Source organism: Enterococcus sp. 1001283B150225_161107_E12 (genome assembly GCF_015556925.1).
GTDB lineage: Bacteria > Bacillota > Bacilli > Lactobacillales > Enterococcaceae > Enterococcus_B > Enterococcus_B mundtii.
This window is the reverse complement of sequence record NZ_JADNNI010000021.1, coordinates 38142-56930: the sequence shown is the minus strand read 5'-3', so window position 1 is coordinate 56930 and position 18789 is coordinate 38142. Positions and strand designations below refer to the sequence as shown.

Here is an 18789-nt window from a genome sequence, read left to right as displayed (position 1 = left end):
TTAAAAAAAATATTACCATATTAGCTTACCTCAAATAGTCTTAATAGTTTAGACAAGTTATTATCGTATGAATAATGTAGATTATATCTAATGATTGCACTTTCCGATTTATTTTCCCAATTAGCTTTATCAAAAGCAAGCTTTTGTAAAGGGCTCTCCCAATCATCATTCACAACATAACCTGAATCATCACCTACAATATCTTTGTTTATTCCTACATTAGAAGCAATTATCGGAATCCCCGACGATAGATATTGTATAATTTTAAATCCACCTTTTTTGCTATTATATTCGTTCTCCTCAAGCGGCATTACACCTATATGAGCTTTTAATAAAATTTTTTTTACTTCCTCACGTTTCCAACGTTTATTAATTAAGTTTGCATACTTAAAATTATAATTGTATTTTTTATTGCAAATTACAATTAGGTTTATTTTTTTTGATTGATTATTTCTAGCAAGTTTATCAATGCTGGGTGCTAGTATATTCAAATTAGACAAGTTATAATGAGTGCCTACCCATACAATATTGATTTTTTCATTGTAAATACCTAATCTTATATTCTTTACATTATCCGTATCTTTAAATATTAAACTTCCGTCTGTAGTTGGAAGTTTAACTACTTTATTTTGAAAATTTTTAGGTACAGTATTTTTTAACAAATTGTGTGTAACAATTATTTTACTAGATCTTCTTAATAGAATTTCTTTTTGAAAATAAGAAATCTCTTTAGAATTGATTATATCATCGTCAAAATCCCAAATAATTTGGCTTCTTTTTGTTAAGATTAATATCAAAAATTTATTTAAGAGGAGAGTATATTTTGGACTAAAAGTTTTAGATATAAAAATAATGTTTGGTTTATACGAAAAAATGTCTTTCATTAAATTTTTGAACAAGTTCATTTGCAATATAAAATAAAAAAAAGGTAGTAAAATTTTTTTTTTGAGTTTTTTATTGCTTAAAATTTTACTATAAAAAGCGCTATCTACACCTTCTTTTATACTGATATCGTAATATTTACTTAAGTCACTAACATACTGAATTATCCTATAATAACTAGATGGTGTTATCTGTGAATTCCTAACATATATACTAATTTTTTTCATTGTAATACTCCATATACCATTTTAGTGAAGCTTCGATCCCTTGCTCAAAACTCCATTTTGGACTGTAATTCAACATCATTCTTGCTTTACTAATGTCAGCGTGGCTATGCTTAATATCTCCTTTTCTCTCTGGTCCAAAATTAGGAGAGATGTTTTTATTCAAAAGATTACATAGTGTTTCATATACTAACAATAATGATTTTTGTTGTCCGAAAGCTATATTGAATGATTCTCCAGAATAGACAGTTGAGGCTGCACAAGCTTTTAAATTAGCTTCAATGACATTATCTATATACGTGAAATCACGACTTTGTGTACCATCACCATTTATTATTGGTGCTTCGTCTTCAATAAGCCCTTTTATAAACTTCGGTATAACAGCAGCGTAATCTCCCTCTGGATTTTGTCTTCTCCCAAACACATTAAAATAACGCAGTCCATAGGTATCTAGCCCATACAAATCTGAATACAGTTTACCATAGTATTCATTAGTTCTTTTTGTTAAAGCATAAGGAGAAAGCAAATTACCTTCACTGCCTTCTGTTTTAGGCATTGTTGAGCTATCCCCATATACTGAAGAACTTGACGCATAAACGAATTTTTTAACATTGTTTTTTACAGCTGCTTCCATCATATTTAGAGTACCTTTAATATTAACTTCCTCATAATACAATGGCATCTTAATACTTCTTGGTACGCTTCCCCAAGCGGCTTGATGTAAGACATAATCTACATCTTTACAAGCATTTTCACAAATATTAAAATCTGTAATTGATCCTTCAATAAACTCAAAATTATTTTTATCAAGCAATGGTTTAATATTTTCATAGAATCCTGTGGATAAGTTGTCTAAGCATCGAACTTTGTACCCTAGATTTAAAATAGCTTCGCACAGATTGCTACCTACAAAACCAGCTCCACCTGTAACTAAAAATTTACTATTTTCCGGAAAAAATACATCACTATTCTCCATTTTATAACCTCCAATAAGCCACCTTATTTTGTTCCATTGTCTCTTTATTTAATATACCTTTAACATCCATTATGATATTTTTACCTTTAAGTTTTTCAAACCAATATTCGTTTGATTTATTTACAAAAAATTCATGGTTTACTGCGACTATAATTAAGTCCAAGTCAAACATTTGATTTTCATTACATAATTCAATTCCATAAATATTTTTTGCTTCTGATTGATCTGCTTCTGGATCAAATACTAATACATCTATCATATACTCTTTCAATTCATTTACTATATCTATCACCTTAGTATTTCGAGTATCTGGACAGTTTTCTTTAAAAGTAAATCCAAAAATTCCAATTTTAGCTTTAGAAACATCCTTACCATTTTTTATCATTAATTTAATTGCATTTTCAGCTATAACTTTTCCCATTTCATCATTAATTCGTCTTCCGGCCAAAATAACTTGTGAGTGATATCCAAATTGTTCAGCTTTATACGTTAAATAGTAAGGATCTACACCAATACAATGCCCACCAACGAGTCCAGGATTAAAATTTAAAAAATTCCATTTTGTACTTGCTGCTTTTAAAACCTCTTTTGTATCAATTCCCATTTTACCAAATATTATTGAGAGCTCATTCATAAAAGCAATGTTTATGTCTCTTTGAGAATTCTCAATTACTTTTGCAGCTTCTGCTACTTTTATTGTAGGTGCTTTATATACACCTACATCTACTACGAGTTCATATATTCTTTTAATTATATTTGAAGATTCTTCATCAATACCTGATATTACTTTAACTATGTTTTCAAGTTTATGTTCTTTGTCTCCAGGATTTATTCTTTCAGGAGAATATCCTACTTTGAAGTCAAGTCCACATTTTAGTCCAGATTCTTTTTCAAGTATAGGGATACAAACTTCTTCTGTTACACCGGGATAGACAGTAGATTCAAATACGACTATAGAACCTCTAACTAAATTTTGACCAACAATTTCGCTTGCTAATTTTATAGGAGATAAATCTGGAGTATGGTCTGTATTAATTGGTGTGGGAACTGCTACAATATGAAATTTTGCTTTTTTTAAATCTAGGGGGTTACTTGTAAATTCAACGTTAGTTTTTTTTATTTCAGAATTTCCAACTTCTTTAGTAGGATCAATTCCTTTTTTGTAAAGCTGTATTTTATCTATATTTAAATCAAAACCAATAACATTTACTTTTTTTGCAAAAGCTACTGCTATTGGCATACCTACATAGCCCAAGCCAACTACAGATATCGTTTCTTTTTTTGAAGTTATTTTTTCATAAATATCTATCATTCTTATTTCTCCTTAATTTCATTAAGATAAGTATCAATAATAATATTTCTATTAAAATATTTTGTAACATAATTGTTCGCATTTTTCCCCATTTTTAATTTTTTTTCATGCGATAAGAGATGAAATTTTTCTAATGCTAAAAACAAACTTTGAACTTCCTTAGTATCAAATAGGTAACCGTTATAATCATTTTTTACAATCTCTTTGCAGCCAGGAATATTACTTGCAATCATCGGTCTTCCAGAACTGGCAGCTTCTAATAATACATTTGACATACCTTCATGATGAGATGGATTTACAATTACATTAGATTCTTTATAAAATCTTCTTATGTCCTCTTTTATACCCATATAGTTTATAATTCCTTTTTTGTATAAATCATTAAATTGTTTTTTATCGAAGTCTTCTTCAAAATTTCCAATGAATGTTAAACTAACATTCACATACTTATTCTTTAAAAGTTTAAAAGCCTCTAATAATTCATTTACCCCTTTTGATTCCATAATTCTACCAACATAAATATAATTTGTTTCGCCACTATTTTTAGGATAGTTTATAAAAGAATATTCTTCTAAATTTACACCTGAACCTGGTAATAGAACTTGTTTAACTGAATTTTTTATACTCTTATTTATCTTTATCTGATTTGATTTATTTTGAAAAAAAACAACTTCTGAACTATCTAATACATTTTTATATATTTTGAATAAAATATGTGATAAAGTGGATTTATTTTCTAATGCTGAACCTAATCCTGTAATATTAACAAAATATTTGATTTTCAATATTTTACACACAAGTCCACCATAAATATTAGGTTTAATTGTATATGTTAATACACAATCTGGTTTCTCTTTCTTTAATATTTTTGTATAATGATTTAAAAGTAAAAAATCCTTAATTGGATTTTTACCTCTCCGATCAATTGGTGTACAGTATACTGTGCACCCTATTTGTCTGAAATATTTAATGAATTTTCCGTCGGGTACAGAAATGTATACTTTATAATGTTTAAGCAACTCAACAATAAGTTCTTTACGGAACTTATACAAACCAAAATCACTATTAGTTAATATCATTATTTTTTTCATTTTAATTCCTCTTTATCATTGCCATCAAATTTATATACCACCATATCTTGATTTTCATTTAGAATTCCTTCTTTAATAATTACTTTTTTTATCGTTGTCATAATTATTAAAATATCAAACCATAAAGAAATTTTTCTTTGATATTTTACATCATACTCAAACTTCTCTCCCCAACTAATCGCATTCCTACCCTTGACTTGCGCTAATCCAGTCAATCCTGGGCGGACGCTATGACGTTTTCTTTGATTCTCATTATATAAAGGCAAATATTCAACTAATAAAGGTCTTGGACCCACAAAGGACATATCCCCTTTTAAGATATTCCAAAGTTCAGGTAATTCGTCTAAACTGGTTGCTCGTAGTAATTGTCCAAATTTCGTTAACCGAACATTATCAGGTAAGTAATTTCCATTTGCATCTTTTGCATCCGTCATTGTACGAAATTTATACATGGAAAAAATGACTTCATCTTTTCCAGGTCGATCTTGCTTAAATATGATTGGAGAGCCCAATTTAATTTTTACTAAAAGAGCTACGATTAAAAGAACAGGCGATAAGACAACAAGAGCAAGAGCTGAGAAACATATATCTAATGCTCTTTTTCCCCATTTCTGATATACGCTTTTATTATTCATGTTGCAACACTCGCTTTATTGTTTTCACGACTCGAGACAAATCTTCATCTGTCATCTTCGTATCTGATGGCAAACACACACCAGTATTAAATAATGTTTCAGCAACATTATTTCCAACATAATCATATTCTGCAAAAATTGGTTGTAGGTGCATTGGTTTCCAGACAGGACGTGCTTCGATATTTGCTTTATCCAATTCATCCATAAGCATATTCGTATCCACATCTGAAAGCAAAATCACACTTAGCCAATAATTAGGTTGATTCCATTCATTTTCAGGCATGAAGGAAATGGAAGCAATGTCAGATAGTTCACGTTTATAGTAATCATAAATATATCGTTTCTTGTTGATTCGGTCTGACAAGACTTTTAGCTGTCCTCTGCCGATCCCTGCTACAATATTGCTCATACGATAGTTATAGCCTATTTCATTATGTTGATAATGGCGTGCTTGTTCCCGGGATTGTGTTGACCAAAATCGAATCTTTTCAATTCGTTCAGGATTATTTGAAACAGCCATTCCTCCACCAGATGTGGTAATGATTTTATTTCCATTAAAAGAATAGATACCATATTCCCCAAATGTGCCTGTATATTGACCTTTATATGTTGTACCTAGTGACTCTGCCGCATCTTCGATCAATGTCACTTGATATTCTTTACATATCTTGATGATTTCATCTAAATTTGCAGATAAACCGTATAAATGAACGACAACTACTGCTTTTGCTTCAGGATATTTCTCTAAAGCGATTCTAAGTTGTTCAGGGTCCATATTCCAAGTTTCATTATCACTATCTACAAACACTGGTTTTGCACCTTGATAGACGATAGGGTTTACAGTAGCTGAAAATGTTAATGATTGACAAATCACAATATCATCTTGTCCAACCCCAGCTGCTTTTAATGCTAAATGGATGGCTGCTGTACCTGAAGTCAATGCAGCCGCATGGTCAATCCCTACATACTCAGCCAATTCTTTTTCAAAGTTATTGACATTTGCACCAAGCGGAGCAACCCAGTTGGTGTCGAATGCCTCCTTGACATATTCTTGTTCGTATCCTTCATCACTCATATGTGGTGATGCTAGGAGTATTCGTTCATTTTCCATCTTAATCCCAACTTTCTATTATTTTTGCAGGCACTCCCACACTTTTTGTATTGTTATGAATATCCTTAACAACTACACTTCCTGCGCCTATAATATTTCCTTGGCCAATCGAGACTTCTGGTATCACTTTAGTTCCGACTCCGATTTCATTTCGATTGCCTAATAGTGCATAACCAGACAGATTTACATTTGGATAGATTGAATTATAGTTTCCTATCTTTGAATCATGCCCAATTGTTGAATAGATATTGAACATATTGAAATTACCTATTGTTATATCGGCTGTATAAGTTGTGTAAGGCATCAAAATGTTCCCTATACCTAGTTGTACATTCAATCCTACTAAAGCAGTAGCATCAATCAGATTTGGAAATGTCAGATTATTATTACCTTTCAATTCCAAAAAAATTTTTTCCTTAATACGCGGATTAGCAATTCCTATAAATACAGCAATCTTTAGTTCCATTTTTGTTAATAATTCTATTTTTCCTAGCACTGGTATTCCAACAATCTTTTCATCTACCGTCTTGACATCATCAACAAATCCAATTAACTCGTATTCAGACTGTCTACTTAATAAAAAGGCGAGTTCTTTACCGAATCCTCCAGCACCAACAATTATTGCTTTCATGACACTCCCCCTACTTACTCGAAGCTCTTGCAAATGCCACGACTTCCTTCGCTAGTTGCTTATCATCATCAGATAAATTATTTACAAATTGCATCACTTCTTGAATCGGATAGCCTTTGATATTCCCGACAAAAATCTTCTCATACACCTGTTCATCATTTCGTTCTTTGTCCAATAACAGTTCTTCATACAATTTTTCGCCAGGTCGAATGCCTGTTTCGACGATTTCGATTTCTTCTTCAGTGTATCCACTCAAGCGGATCATATTTCGTGCAAGATCTAAGATTTTAACTGGTTCACTCATATCTAAGACAAAGATTTCGCCACCTTTGGCTAATGCACTCGATTGGATGACTAAACGGCTTGCTTCTGGGATCGTCATAAAGTAACGGGTCATCCGAAAGTCGGTGATCGTGATTGGTCCGCCTTTTGCGATCTGTTCTCGAAAAACAGGGATCACGCTTCCGCGGGAGCCTAATACATTACCAAATCTTACAGCCGAAAACTTGGTACAGTTTTCTCCATTCAAGCCTGTCACGATCATTTCTGCGATTCGTTTGGTGGCTCCCATTACATTTGGTGGGTTATTTGCTTTATCTGTGGAAACCATTACAAAGTTTTTGACATTCGCTTCTTTGGCAGCCTCAGCTACGTTTTTTGTTCCTTTGATATTGTTTTTTACTGCTTCTCTTGGGTTATATTCCATCAACGGTACATGTTTATGTGCTGCTGCATGATAGACGATATCTGGCTGATGTTCTTTCATGATATGGAAGATCTTTTCACGGTCTTGGATATCAGCAATAATTGGAATGATTTCTGTTTTATTATAAGTGGGATCTCCTGATAGTTCGCGATGAATCAAATAAATCGAGTTTTCACCATGTCCTAATAAGAGTAATTTTTTTGGCGAAAAAGCAAGTACTTGACGACAAATTTCTGAACCAATAGAGCCTCCAGCTCCGGTAACAAGTATGACTTTTTCTGAGATGTGTGATTTTAGTTTGTCTAAATCTAATTTGACTTCTTCTCGTCCTAACAAGTCGACTACGTCGATTTCTTTCAAGCGAGAAACATTGATTTTTCCTGATGCGATTTCTTCAATCGAAGGCATAGTATTCATCTTGACTTCTTTTGATTCGATAAGATGGAAAATTTCACGAATTCTTTTTCGTGGCAAGGAAGGTATCGCGATCGTTACCATGTCAATCGACAATTCGTCGATCAATCTTGGTAAGTCCTTGGTATTCCCTACGACTTTTATCCCAGATAAATATGTTTTATATTTGTTTGGATCATCATCCACAAAGCCAATCACTTCTAAATCGTTGATTGCTTTTGAACTAAGAATACTATTGCATAGGATACGTCCGCCTTCGCCAGCTCCGATGATCAGTGTTCTGTGTTTGTTTAGTGGCGATTCTTGACGCTGTGCTTTATGTTCGATATATATACGCCAGAATAAACGACTGCTGATGATGAGAAACATAGATAAGATGTAAGTTAATAATTGTAATCTAAGGCTGATTTTTTGCATAAACAAATATTGAATGATAAATGATGAAATAACGGTACAAGTAATGGCTGAAAAAATAGCTGCCATCTCATTTAAATTCGTATATCGATTGATTCGCGTGAATGTTTTGAACAGCATGCCATATCCAATATAAAAAATTAGTGATACGCCTAAATTCACGGCTAAATAATCTTGATCGATACCAACAAATGGTGTCATAAAATAATAGCTTGATAATATAGAGATGCCTAATAACAAACTATCAACCAAAACTAAAATGATTACTTTTCTTCTTCTAGTAAGTTCAAACAACCCCTGCGCCCCCTAAAACTTTTATACAATAGGTCGAAAATCTTTTGCATGCACTTGCTCCCCATTGATGATGTCTCTTGTTACTTGATCCATTTCTTCGATAACTCTTGGTCCAAATTTTTTCTCTACGATACTATAGGCTTTCTCCATATAAAAATCCCGATCTTTTCGACTATGGGCATCTGAGGCGATCATCTGGACAAGCCGATGTTGAACCAGTTCTTCACTTAACTTCTTGATCTGTTTGCCATAAACTCCTGCAATACTTGGTGCAGTCAACTGCGCCAAACAGCCCATATTCAAGTAGGGTAATAATAGATTAGGACTTTCTTGAAAACCACGGTTCCGCTCAGGATGGACAATGATTGGTACGATCCCCATCTGACGTAATTCATAAAACAAACTTTCTGTGTATTCGGGAATGCTGTTTGTTGGTAGCTCAGCTAGCAAATAGCGATCGGTAACATCTGCAAAAAGAATCTTGTCACTTTTAATTTCATCTATTAGATTTCTTTTTATTCGAACTTCTTGTCCTTCAAATAAAGTTAGGGGGATGGACTGTCGATCGAGTTCTTTTTGCAAGTCTTCGACAGCTAGTAATACATCTGCTTTTTCATTGGTGAAACGTTGATTGTGATGAGGGGTGCATAAAATGTGGGTGATTCCTTGTCGAACAGCTTCTTCTGCCATGGCGATCGATTCTTTAACCGTTTTTGGTCCGTCATCTATACCAGGTAAAATATGACAATGTAAATCAATCATTTTTGCTCACTTCCTCATCAATAGTAATAATAATTAAAATCTGCATTCTTCTTCGCACCATTGTAAACAACACCTAAAATCGTTGCTTGTGCAATGGATAGCAGTTCTTTCGCTTTGATTAATTCTTGTTTCATTGTTTTGCGTTCTCGGACGACTAAAAGTGTCCCATCTGTTTTTGCGGCTAAGATTTGAGCATCAGTGACTGTTGCAATGGGAGGTAAATCAAAAATGATCAAATCAAATACTGCTTTTAGTTGTTCGATCACTTCTTCCATTCGTTTCGAATCAAGTAGTTCTGATGGATTCGGTGGTTTTGGTCCACTTGTCATGACCCAAAGATTTTCGACGGAACTGGTATGATAATATGATTCCGGTCTTCCTTCACGATCGCCTAAAAAATTACTTAATCCATTGACATTTGGCAATTGAAAAGTCAATGCTACACTTGGTTTTCTCAAATCAGCATCCACCAGCAAAACTCGTTTGCCACTATTTGCGAATACGACAGCTAAGTTAGCAGCTGTTGTTGATTTTCCTTCACCTGGACCAGATGAAGTCACGACCATCGTCTTCAATTCACGATCGACAGAAGCAAATTGGATATTTGAACGAATCGTCCGATATTGTTCGGAAACCATGGCATTTTTATCGGTAATGCTGAGGAGTGAAACAGGTAAAATAGTGTTTTTCTTCATAAATACTTCTCCTTATACACGTTTTCGTGAACGACGGCTTTCTCTTTGTTCTGTTGTTTCAATCGTTTCGACTTCTGCTGGTTGAAACATACGGCCGTTTTCAAGTTCTTTCTTCGTCATTTCATTGACGTCTCCAAGAATCGGCAATCCTAATTCTTCTGTGACAAAACGCTCATCTTTGACTGTTTTATCTAACAACTCTAGAAGAAAGGCTAATCCGACTCCAATCATCAAGCCAAGCAACCCACCGATAACTACGTTCAACATGTTATTTGGTGAAACAGGTGTAGGATTGCTTTGTGCTGCAGAAGTGATCGTCACTTTATTGACATTCAATACGTCCGTTGCTTTTGATTGGAATACTTGTGCTGTAACGTTGGCGATATCCGTCGCATGATCTGGATTATCGACAGTTGCAACGATTTGGAACATTTGTGAGTTTTGTGATTGATTGACACTGATCACCGATTTCAACTCACCCTTTGTAAGACTTTGTCCATAATTTTGTTCAAGTTCTCTTTGAACATCATTGATGACAACATCGCCTAAAATCATATCTTTATAAGTATTGATCAACAATACGTTAGCGTTGACATCTTGTAGATTCGTATTCGTATTTTCTGCTTTTGACTGAACGATCATCTCAGCTGATGAACTGTATTTAGGTGTGATCAAAAAGAACGTGACTCCAGCAGCTAATGCAAATCCGGCAAGCGTGGTCGCAAGAATCAGCAACCAACGCTTTCTTAAAATCTCAAATAATTCTCCTAGACTAATCGTTTCTTCCATGTTTTCTCCACTTTCTATCGTTAATATCTTTTCTTAACTTTTCGTCTTCTTAATAATTCGCTCAACATCCAGATGATGAAACTACAAATTATGAGCACGATTCCCCATTGGATAAATGTTACAATAAAGTTGCTTAGATACGTAGTTAAAAAATGATAGAGCGACTTTGAATTGATGCCGATACGCTCGACCATTTTGGAAAGGTACACAAAAAGAGGTAACGCTAAAAGCATTAAACCAGCGCCCCCCACTGCATAACTTAAATAGCGTAACGCACGATGGAAAAAACGTGTGTCGATTGCAATGATCGCAATCACTAATAATGCAGAAACTGTCATTGTAAAGAAGATCAATAAGGTCAGCGTTCTTTTATACCCCATCACTTGCTTCCCATAGGTCAAAAGATAAGGGATCTCAATATATTCACTATAGGTTTCGATGGCAGATTTTTTTAGATTATCAATCGATTGTTGCGTTTCTGCATTGATTTCATAATTGTTTTCTTTCGCATAGTCTTCGACTTTTTTCTGGATGATTTTGTCTACATCCTCTGTCCGTTCAATCAAAAAAGGAATGTCTGTATAAATGGTGCGAATATAGTGTTCAACATTCGATTGTACATAAGCTTGAGGAACAGTGTCTGCCAATACATCTGCAGGAATATTGCTTCCTCGACCTAGATCGCTGATTCTTTGATTGATCTCAGAGGTGATCGTTTCTGAATAATTGGCTTCTTCCATGGCTTTTTCCATAAACTGTTGGTTGAACAACGTTAGTCTCAATACAACTAACGTCATGCCGGCAAACAAACTCAAAGAACAAATAAAAGTAAGTAGCCAACGAGACCCTTTTTGCATGAATTTTTGCGTACTCATGATTTCCTCCTATTTATTAGGATTGATCAACGGACCTTCAACTAACTCACAGATAACAAAAAGTCGTTCATCCGTCATGCCTAAACTATCAACAGGATAGCATGTATAAAGAAGCAGTATTGGTTTATCTTTTTGACTGATCAATTCATTGATTTCCGGATCATCTTTATGACGAATCACCATTTCTTTTACTTGATAGCGGTAATTCGCATAGGTCGTCTTAGCTGTCACGATATCATTTGTTTGAATACCGCTTAGCTTACCAAACCCATCAACATTGTGCCCACCGACTAGTGACGTTCCAGTCTCACCTATGTAGACAGAACCCATATATTGTCCGGCACCTTTTCTTAATATCTCATCGGTATCTCCAAAATACAAAGGCACATTCAGATCTAAAGAATCCACCATGATATCACCATAACGTTCGCCACCTCTGGGGTAAGCGATACTGCTAGATGCCAGTTCATTGTTCTCATCTTTAGCGACATCTTCTTCTTTTACAGCTTCAAAGCTTTGTTCTTGCGTTTCGAATGTTGGGACATCTGAAAGTAAAAACAAATTTAAAGAAGAAGTGGCAAAATGAATGACAGGTCTTCCTATGACGTACATTAGAGAATAACCAGCTGCCAAAAAAAAGACAGGGACAAAAAGCATTGCCCCTAGTCTCTTAAGCAGCTTGCGCTTTTTACGCAATCTTTGTCTTTCTTCCTACTACAACCGCACCTGCTGCGACTAATAGTAATGAAGCAATTGCCATTGCACTAGCGGTATAGTTACCACCTGTTTGTTTAATTGGAGAACTAGTACTAAAAGCTGGTGATGTTGTTCCATCAGCGTTTTTCGCACCGATTTGGATGTTGCTACCATTCCAACTTAGTACAACTAATCCCAACGCGTCAGCAACTCTCGTTACCTCTTGTTGGATTTGCATGATGACATCCCGTGGTAAAGCACGGATCAAATCATCAAGCGTGTTGACTCCTGTCATATCTATTGTTACTGAACCTAACAGATTACGCACATTTTGAATACCTGTAACGGCAGTTTCTACTTGTGCATCCGTTAAATCATTTTGTTTCAAATGGTTTTCGGCTTGTGTAATGTAAGTATCAGGGACAGTGAATTCTTTTCCTTGAACACTTACTGGTGCTTTCAACAAGTCTAGGATCTGTTGCTCATTCGCAGAAATCGCGCCAGCGGCATCTACAGGGACAGTGAACAATAATGCAGTGAAAAATACAACTAAATATCCGACAAACTTTTTCATCCATTCGACCTCCTTTGCATTGAATTGTGAAGGCTTTCAACCTTCAGTTTAAACACTATAGAAAATAACATTATCCTTTTTATTTTCTACAGTTCCTATACTATCACATAGAATTAACTGACACAATTTATATAACCTGAGTTAATTTAAGTTTTTTGGGCCTTTCAGCCTTGTCAATGCTAAGTGTATGGAAAAGGAGAAGTCTCCAATTCCATAACTATACTTATAATAACCTAGATTATATCCATATAATCTTTTTTGCATTCAAATTTCTTAGATGAATGTCAGGTAATTTACCTGACATTTTCTATTGGCTCACCTAACACTAAACCTGGTTCTGCGTTCAGTCGATAATCAGCAAGATGTCCTTTTCGCCATTCGACGGATGCAGCGGCACCGATCATTGCCGCATTGTCCCCACAAAGGCGTAATGGTGGTACGATCAGTTCCAATTCAGGTAATTCTGTGGCTAAACTTGCTTTCAAGCTTTCTCTTAGTCCTTGATTGGCAGCAACGCCACCTGCAAGGATCAATTGCTTCACCGGATAACTCTTGCAAGCACGTATCGTTTTTGTTACCAAGACTTCCACAACACTGGCTTGGAAACTTGCAGCAAGGTCTGCTCGATCCAATTCTTCCCCTCGTTGCTCCGCGTTGTGGACTAAATTGATAAATGCACTTTTTAAGCCACTGAAACTAAAATCATAGTTATCTTCACGAAGCATTGCCCGAGGAAAGTGATAGGCATCTTTACCTTGATGGGCTAATTCATCGATTTCTTTTCCACTTGGATAGCTCAATCCTAAAACACGTCCTACTTTATCGTAGGCTTCTCCAGCGGCATCGTCTCTTGTTTCACCGATGATCTCATAAGCGCCATCTTCTTCCATATAAACTAACTCCGTGTGTCCTCCGCTGACCAACAACGCCATTAATGGAAATTCATACGCTTTTTCGAAGCGGGCGGAGTAAATATGTCCTGCCATATGATTCACTGGGATCAATGGTAGATGATTTGCCCAAGCAAAAGCCTTTGCTGCTGAAATACCAATGAGTAATGCCCCTACAAGACCAGGTCCTTCTGTGACAGCAACCGCGGTAAGTTGTTCAGCAGTCACGCCTGCTTCCACCAACGCTTCTTCGAGACATAAAGTAATTTGCTCTACATGATGGCGACTGGCCACTTCAGGTACGATCCCGCCAAAGCGTTTATGGCTGTTGATTTGAGAGGCAACGATATTCGATAAGATTTCTTGACCATCTTTCACGACCGCTACGCTTGTTTCATCACAGCTTGACTCGATTGCTAAAATCAATTCTGTTTGTTTTTCGTTCATGGTTTCATCACCTCTGTTTTTAGCTTTGTACACATGATGACCGCATCTTCGACCGGATCATGATAGTAGGCTTTTCGTTTACCTACTTGGCGGAATTTTTCTGATTCGTAAAGGTGTTGGGCAGCAATATTTGACTGTCGTACTTCTAAAAAAACACTATGCGCTTGGTTAGCTTTTTCTCGTTGCAGCATCTCTTGTAATAATTGTCTTGCTACACCTTTGTGTTGTTCAGCAGTCAGAACTGCAAGATTCGTCACTTCTACTTCATCAAGTACTTTGGCATATCCAATAAAGCCAATGATTTCATCTGCCTGATTAAGGACTAAATAATTGGTTTGCGGTTGTTGGATATCAGACAAAAATTGCTCTTTTGTCCAAGGTGATCCATTTAAAAAAGCATCGTCACTGACTTGCCAAAGCGCTTGAGCTAATTTTGTATCCTTGAAAGCTGTTTTTTCTTCAATCACTTTATTTCACTCTTCTTTTAATAGTTTTACCATATCTAAGGCATCTTCATTCGTTTCTGTATAATACCCTTTTTTTACTTTTCTTGATTGGAAACCTAGTTTTCTGTATAAGCGTTGGGCATTCTGATTACTGATCCGTACTTCTAATGACATGGTCTCGCATTGATTCATCCGTGCGAATGTCTCGATCTCGTTGATTAAATAGGTGCCGACACGCTGCCGTTGGTAACTGGGACTGACCGCAATGTTCGTGAGATGGCAATCGAGTCCTAATACTCTAGATCCAACAAAGCCGAATAATTCTTCTCGATCGAATATCCCTAAATATAAAGTCATAAATGGGGAAGTCAGCTCTGAGATAAATGCACTTTTTGTCCAAGGTAACTCCCCTAAATAAACTTCCCGTTCGATACTTAACAATGCCTTGACATCATCAACTGTCAGTTCCCGTATTTGAAATTGCTTTTCGCCTACAGTGATCGTTTTCTCTGGATAATCTGCTTTTTCTTGAAGCATGGTCCGTAGATAGGCTTTAAATTTTTTCAACATAGCTTTCTTCTCCTGGCGTATGTGTCTCCAACCATTTTTCTTCTGCTTCCACTCGTTTTAAGTAACGTGGTAAAAAGGCTTGGATATCGTTGACCGGATTACTTGAAGCCCCTAATTGCGCGACGACAACTCCACTAGGAATATCCCAAAGTGGCAAGGAGTTACGCTTAGCATCAGGCATTGATTCAGCGATTTCTGAGTTGAATTTGTGGCAATCGCTACCGACAAAAGTGATCGATCCATCCATTTGTTTTAATTTTTCGGTTAATTCTGCGAAAGCAATATGGGTGTCTTCTAGAACGTTTTCTAATGTTCCATGATGCCAGCGATAGGCACCAGCATAAACATTTTTTCTTCTCGCATCAAACATCGGTACAATGATTCCTTCGATTCCTACGCAATTTGCTGCAAGTACAGCAAGACTGGAAACACCCACCAATTCTTTATTTAAAGTATAGGCTAATGTCTTGGCAGTTGTGACACCGATTCTCAATCCTGTATAAGAGCCTGGACCACTTGACACAGCAATTCGATCGATTTGTTCTGGTGTGAGTTGGCAATCTGAGATCAATTGATCCAACGCTGGCATCAATGTCAGACTATGATTTTTCTTTCTATTGATTTGGATTTGACCTAACACTGTTTCGTCTTCCAATACGCCAACAGCTAAGGTTTGATTTGCTGTATCGATCCCTAATGTAATCATTTGACCGTTCCCTTCTACTACTCTAATGTCGTTTATCATTGTAGCATACTTCGAGGTAAAAAAGGGGAGGAAAAATCAAGTTTGGCTCTCGCCGCTGTTGAAATTTCCACCCCTTTACTTAGGTTGATAATCGTCTATTTGATCGTGGCTTGTTTTGTTGATTCTCGTAAAATTAGTTCTGTCGCGATCGTGATTTTTCTTGAAACCGGTGCAGTACTATGGATCAACTGGCTCAATGTCTCAACTGCCAACTCCCCCATCCATTCGGTGTACACTTTAACTGTAGAGAGAGGTGGTGAGACATACTTTGCTACACTGATATCGTTGAAGCCTATCACTGAGATATCTTGCGGGATAGTCAATCCTGCTTCTTTGATTGCCTTCAATGCACCAATTGCTAACGCATCATTCGCAGCAAACAACGCATCAGGTAATTCCTTTTCTTGCAATAAAAAATCATGAACAGCTTGATATCCTGCCTCCACTGAAAAATCCGCTTCAATGATTTTTCCTGAGAGGTTCTTTTCTTCACTGATCAGTTTTTGAAAAATTGCCGTTCTAGGATCAGTCACCGGTGTTCGGTGTTGCTTCGTGTACTCTTTTCCGGCTATCATCACGAGTTGTTTGACTTCTTCTTGTAAGAAATGATCCATCACTAAGCGAAGACTCGACTCAAAATCAACGACTAAAGAATCGATGCCAAATCTTGTGCCATCTGAATCGACAAGTAAAAGGTTTTCTTGCGTACGTTTCAATTCTTTCAATTGCTCTTCGTCAAACTTTCCTAAAGCAATCGTTCCATCTGCAGATTGCTCACTAATGGCATCCCAGGTTTCCTTGATCAGGCGAATATTCGCTTCCTCCGCTTTTTTTTCGATTCCTAAGCGTATAGAAAGATAATAAAGATCTTCTAATTCTTCTTGTGTATCATACCATTGGATCAATTTGATCGTTTGTTTTTCAGAGGCTAGATTCTTATGATGTTTTTTATAATTCAAGTGTTCAGCTGCTTCAAAAATTTTTTGTTTCGTTTCCATGCCTACTGACAATTTCTCATCATAATTCAGCACTCTTGAGACAGTGGCAGGAGAAACTCCCGCCAACTGAGCAATATCTTTGATTGTGGCCATTCGTTTCCCCTCCTGTAACTGACCGATGCTTATAATGTTTCAGTAAAGCGCAAGAACGCAGCTCTTCCTTGTTCGTCCCGTTTGAAGACGCCGGCATCTTCTAAAACTCTGGCGAAGACTTGCCCAACAGCATTTTGGATAACAACTGTCGCAGTCTCTTCAGTCAAATCAGGATTTGCTTGTTTTAGCTGTTCTGCCCATTCACGATGATAGTCCGCGAGTTGATTTTCTTCACCCAGTAGATATTGCTTCACTTCTTCCAATTCTGGTTTTAAGCGTGGTGGCAAGACGGCCAACCCCATAACTTCGATCAAGCCAATATTTTCTTTTTTGATATGTTGGATATCACGATGAGGATGGAAAATCCCTTCAGGATGTTCTTCGGACACATTGTTGTCACGCAATACTAAGTCGATTTCAAAGTAATCATCTCTGCGACGAGCAATCGGCGTGATCGTGTGATGTGGCGTACCATCTGCTGAATAGGCGATGACTGATACTGATTCATCTGAATAGTTCTGCCATTTGTTTAAGACCGCATCCGCTGCTTCTACTAATAAATCTTTATCGGGCGACTGTAAACGGATCACAGACATCGGCCATTTGACGATCCCTGCAATCACCTGCGGATACTCGCTTAGCTTGATCAATTTCTCCATCGGCGCTTTTGCCATCGGAAATTCGTGACGTCCAGCTTGATAATGGTCATGTGAAAGGATCGATCCACCAACGATCGGCAAATCAGCATTTGACCCCACGAAATAGTGTGGTAAGACTTCAGTGATCTTCAACAAACGAGCAAACGTGTCTTTTGTGATGCGCATTGGTCGATGTTCTTCTGATAAAATGATCGAGTGTTCATTGTAGTAGGCATAAGGCGAATACTGAAATCCCCAACTTTCTCCGTCTAAGTTCATTCGGATGATTCGATGATTGGTTCGTGCTGGGTAATTCAATCTTCCTTTGTACCCTTCATTTTCCATACATAACATACACGATGGGTAATCGACATGCACCGCTTTTCTTTCTGCAGCGATTTGTTTTGGATCTTTTTCAGGTTTAGATAGATTGATCGTGATTTCCAAGTCTCCGTATTCAGACGGATAAGTATACACGATATTTTTTGCGATGGCTCGTGTTTTGATATAGTCATTGTTGCGGCTCAACTGATAAAAATAATCCGTCGCTTCTTCTGGACTTTTTGAATAATGTTGAGCAAAAAAAGCATTGACAACAGAAGGTGGTGGCGTCAAGAAATCCATCAATTGTGCCTCAAATATTTCTCGGTCAGCTGTTACATCCGTCACCAAGCCATTTTCTTTTGCTTGTTCAACTAAACGATTCAATAGATCGACCGATTCTTCTTGCACTGGACGTACTTCAAAAGAGTCGCCGGCTTCTTCGCCAATAAGACCTAAAATACGATTTTGTAAGTAGATACGGTCCATTTCCATCCAACCACCAGACGCGATTGCTAGTGTGACAAAATCTGCAATTGTTTGACTAATCGTCATTTTCT

At 36.4% G+C, this 18789-nt stretch carries 20 protein-coding genes; all 20 read right to left on the bottom strand.

Translation table 11 applies throughout. The annotated features are described in order from the left end of the window. Window positions 1-20 precede the first annotated feature (20 nt). Entirely contained in the window at window positions 21-1109 is a 1089-nt protein-coding gene (locus tag I2F89_RS13790; protein WP_195514514.1) for a glycosyltransferase, read from the bottom strand. Further along, entirely contained in the window at window positions 1096-2082 is a 987-nt protein-coding gene (locus I2F89_RS13785; protein WP_195514513.1) for an NAD-dependent epimerase/dehydratase family protein, read from the bottom strand. The genes I2F89_RS13790 and I2F89_RS13785 overlap by 14 nt, the downstream gene beginning before the upstream one ends. Window position 2083: 1 nt before the next feature. Then, window positions 2084-3394, bottom strand: coding sequence for a nucleotide sugar dehydrogenase (locus I2F89_RS13780; RefSeq protein ID WP_229078141.1), 1311 nt, complete (start codon window positions 3392-3394; stop codon window positions 2084-2086). A gap of 2 nt (window positions 3395-3396) precedes the next feature. After that, window positions 3397-4485, bottom strand: coding sequence for a glycosyltransferase family 4 protein (locus I2F89_RS13775; protein WP_195514512.1), 1089 nt, complete (start codon window positions 4483-4485; stop codon window positions 3397-3399). Beyond that, window positions 4482-5120, bottom strand: a complete 639-nt coding sequence (locus tag I2F89_RS13770) for a sugar transferase (protein ID WP_195514511.1) — start codon at window positions 5118-5120, stop codon at window positions 4482-4484. The genes I2F89_RS13775 and I2F89_RS13770 overlap by 4 nt, the downstream gene beginning before the upstream one ends. After that, window positions 5113-6231, bottom strand: a complete 1119-nt coding sequence (locus I2F89_RS13765; RefSeq protein WP_195514510.1) for a DegT/DnrJ/EryC1/StrS family aminotransferase — start codon at window positions 6229-6231, stop codon at window positions 5113-5115. Before I2F89_RS13765 ends, I2F89_RS13770 begins: the two co-directional genes overlap by 8 nt. A gap of 1 nt (window position 6232) precedes the next feature. Next, entirely contained in the window at window positions 6233-6862 is a 630-nt protein-coding gene (locus I2F89_RS13760) for an acetyltransferase (RefSeq protein ID WP_010735165.1), read from the bottom strand. A gap of 10 nt (window positions 6863-6872) precedes the next feature. After that, window positions 6873-8690 carry a polysaccharide biosynthesis protein gene (locus I2F89_RS13755; protein WP_195514509.1) on the bottom strand — a complete coding sequence of 606 codons (1818 nt, stop codon included), beginning with the start codon at window positions 8688-8690 and terminating at the stop codon, window positions 6873-6875. Window positions 8691-8711: 21 nt separating this feature from the next. Continuing rightward, window positions 8712-9452: a tyrosine-protein phosphatase gene (locus I2F89_RS13750; protein ID WP_071867866.1), complete on the bottom strand. Its 741-nt coding sequence runs from the start codon at window positions 9450-9452 to the stop codon at window positions 8712-8714. A gap of 17 nt (window positions 9453-9469) precedes the next feature. Then, window positions 9470-10147 (bottom strand): CpsD/CapB family tyrosine-protein kinase, encoded by a 678-nt coding sequence (locus I2F89_RS13745; RefSeq protein WP_062805073.1) that lies wholly within the window; start codon window positions 10145-10147, stop codon window positions 9470-9472. 12 nt (window positions 10148-10159) lie between these two features. Beyond that, a complete protein-coding gene (locus I2F89_RS13740) occupies window positions 10160-10936 on the bottom strand; it encodes a YveK family protein (RefSeq protein ID WP_010735161.1) in 777 nt (258 codons plus the stop codon). A 20-nt stretch (window positions 10937-10956) separates the two neighbouring features. Beyond that, on the bottom strand, window positions 10957-11811 hold the full coding sequence (locus I2F89_RS13735) for a hypothetical protein (protein WP_010735160.1): 855 nt from the start codon (window positions 11809-11811) through the stop codon (window positions 10957-10959). 9 nt (window positions 11812-11820) lie between these two features. After that, complete coding sequence (locus tag I2F89_RS13730) at window positions 11821-12468, bottom strand: class D sortase (RefSeq protein ID WP_023519871.1); 648 nt, start codon at window positions 12466-12468, stop codon at window positions 11821-11823. 31 nt (window positions 12469-12499) lie between these two features. After that, window positions 12500-13081: a hypothetical protein gene (locus tag I2F89_RS13725; protein ID WP_074800761.1), complete on the bottom strand. Its 582-nt coding sequence runs from the start codon at window positions 13079-13081 to the stop codon at window positions 12500-12502. A 293-nt stretch (window positions 13082-13374) separates the two neighbouring features. Next, window positions 13375-14418 carry a tRNA (adenosine(37)-N6)-threonylcarbamoyltransferase complex transferase subunit TsaD gene (gene tsaD / locus I2F89_RS13720; RefSeq protein ID WP_086334821.1) on the bottom strand — a complete coding sequence of 348 codons (1044 nt, stop codon included), beginning with the start codon at window positions 14416-14418 and terminating at the stop codon, window positions 13375-13377. After that, entirely contained in the window at window positions 14415-14885 is a 471-nt protein-coding gene (gene rimI / locus I2F89_RS13715) for a ribosomal protein S18-alanine N-acetyltransferase (RefSeq protein WP_074800767.1), read from the bottom strand. The genes tsaD and rimI (I2F89_RS13715) overlap by 4 nt, the downstream gene beginning before the upstream one ends. A gap of 6 nt (window positions 14886-14891) precedes the next feature. Beyond that, a complete protein-coding gene (gene rimI, locus I2F89_RS13710) occupies window positions 14892-15434 on the bottom strand; it encodes a ribosomal protein S18-alanine N-acetyltransferase (RefSeq protein WP_074800770.1) in 543 nt (180 codons plus the stop codon). After that, window positions 15418-16140 (bottom strand): tRNA (adenosine(37)-N6)-threonylcarbamoyltransferase complex dimerization subunit type 1 TsaB, encoded by a 723-nt coding sequence (tsaB, locus tag I2F89_RS13705; protein ID WP_195514520.1) that lies wholly within the window; start codon window positions 16138-16140, stop codon window positions 15418-15420. Before tsaB ends, rimI (I2F89_RS13710) begins: the two co-directional genes overlap by 17 nt. 134 nt (window positions 16141-16274) lie before the next feature. After that, window positions 16275-17270, bottom strand: a complete 996-nt coding sequence (locus tag I2F89_RS13700) for a LacI family DNA-binding transcriptional regulator (RefSeq protein WP_086334824.1) — start codon at window positions 17268-17270, stop codon at window positions 16275-16277. Window positions 17271-17299: 29 nt separating this feature from the next. Further along, window positions 17300-18784 (bottom strand): UDP-glucose--hexose-1-phosphate uridylyltransferase, encoded by a 1485-nt coding sequence (galT, locus tag I2F89_RS13695; RefSeq protein WP_195514508.1) that lies wholly within the window; start codon window positions 18782-18784, stop codon window positions 17300-17302. Between the last annotated feature and the right edge of the window lie 5 nt (window positions 18785-18789).

Bases quoted from the DNA above. Each gene is read 5' to 3' on its own strand.
- I2F89_RS13790 (WP_195514514.1), bottom strand. From the start codon at position 1,109: ATGAAAAAAATTAGTATATATGTTAGGAATTCACAGATAACACCATCT.
- I2F89_RS13785 (WP_195514513.1), bottom strand. From the start codon at position 2,082: ATGGAGAATAGTGATGTATTTTTTCCGGAAAATAGTAAATTTTTAGTT.
- I2F89_RS13780 (WP_229078141.1), bottom strand. From the start codon at position 3,394: ATGATAGATATTTATGAAAAAATAACTTCAAAAAAAGAAACGATATCT.
- I2F89_RS13775 (WP_195514512.1), bottom strand. From the start codon at position 4,485: ATGAAAAAAATAATGATATTAACTAATAGTGATTTTGGTTTGTATAAG.
- I2F89_RS13770 (WP_195514511.1), bottom strand. From the start codon at position 5,120: ATGAATAATAAAAGCGTATATCAGAAATGGGGAAAAAGAGCATTAGAT.
- I2F89_RS13765 (WP_195514510.1), bottom strand. From the start codon at position 6,231: ATGGAAAATGAACGAATACTCCTAGCATCACCACATATGAGTGATGAA.
- I2F89_RS13760 (WP_010735165.1), bottom strand. From the start codon at position 6,862: ATGAAAGCAATAATTGTTGGTGCTGGAGGATTCGGTAAAGAACTCGCC.
- I2F89_RS13750 (WP_071867866.1), bottom strand. From the start codon at position 9,452: ATGATTGATTTACATTGTCATATTTTACCTGGTATAGATGACGGACCA.
- I2F89_RS13745 (WP_062805073.1), bottom strand. From the start codon at position 10,147: ATGAAGAAAAACACTATTTTACCTGTTTCACTCCTCAGCATTACCGAT.
- I2F89_RS13740 (WP_010735161.1), bottom strand. From the start codon at position 10,936: ATGGAAGAAACGATTAGTCTAGGAGAATTATTTGAGATTTTAAGAAAG.
- I2F89_RS13735 (WP_010735160.1), bottom strand. From the start codon at position 11,811: ATGAGTACGCAAAAATTCATGCAAAAAGGGTCTCGTTGGCTACTTACT.
- I2F89_RS13730 (WP_023519871.1), bottom strand. From the start codon at position 12,468: ATGCTTTTTGTCCCTGTCTTTTTTTTGGCAGCTGGTTATTCTCTAATG.
- I2F89_RS13725 (WP_074800761.1), bottom strand. From the start codon at position 13,081: ATGAAAAAGTTTGTCGGATATTTAGTTGTATTTTTCACTGCATTATTG.
- tsaD (WP_086334821.1), bottom strand. From the start codon at position 14,418: ATGAACGAAAAACAAACAGAATTGATTTTAGCAATCGAGTCAAGCTGT.
- rimI (WP_074800770.1), bottom strand. From the start codon at position 15,434: ATGTTGAAAAAATTTAAAGCCTATCTACGGACCATGCTTCAAGAAAAA.
- tsaB (WP_195514520.1), bottom strand. From the start codon at position 16,140: ATGATTACATTAGGGATCGATACAGCAAATCAAACCTTAGCTGTTGGC.
- I2F89_RS13700 (WP_086334824.1), bottom strand. From the start codon at position 17,270: ATGGCCACAATCAAAGATATTGCTCAGTTGGCGGGAGTTTCTCCTGCC.
- galT (WP_195514508.1), bottom strand. From the start codon at position 18,784: ATGACGATTAGTCAAACAATTGCAGATTTTGTCACACTAGCAATCGCG.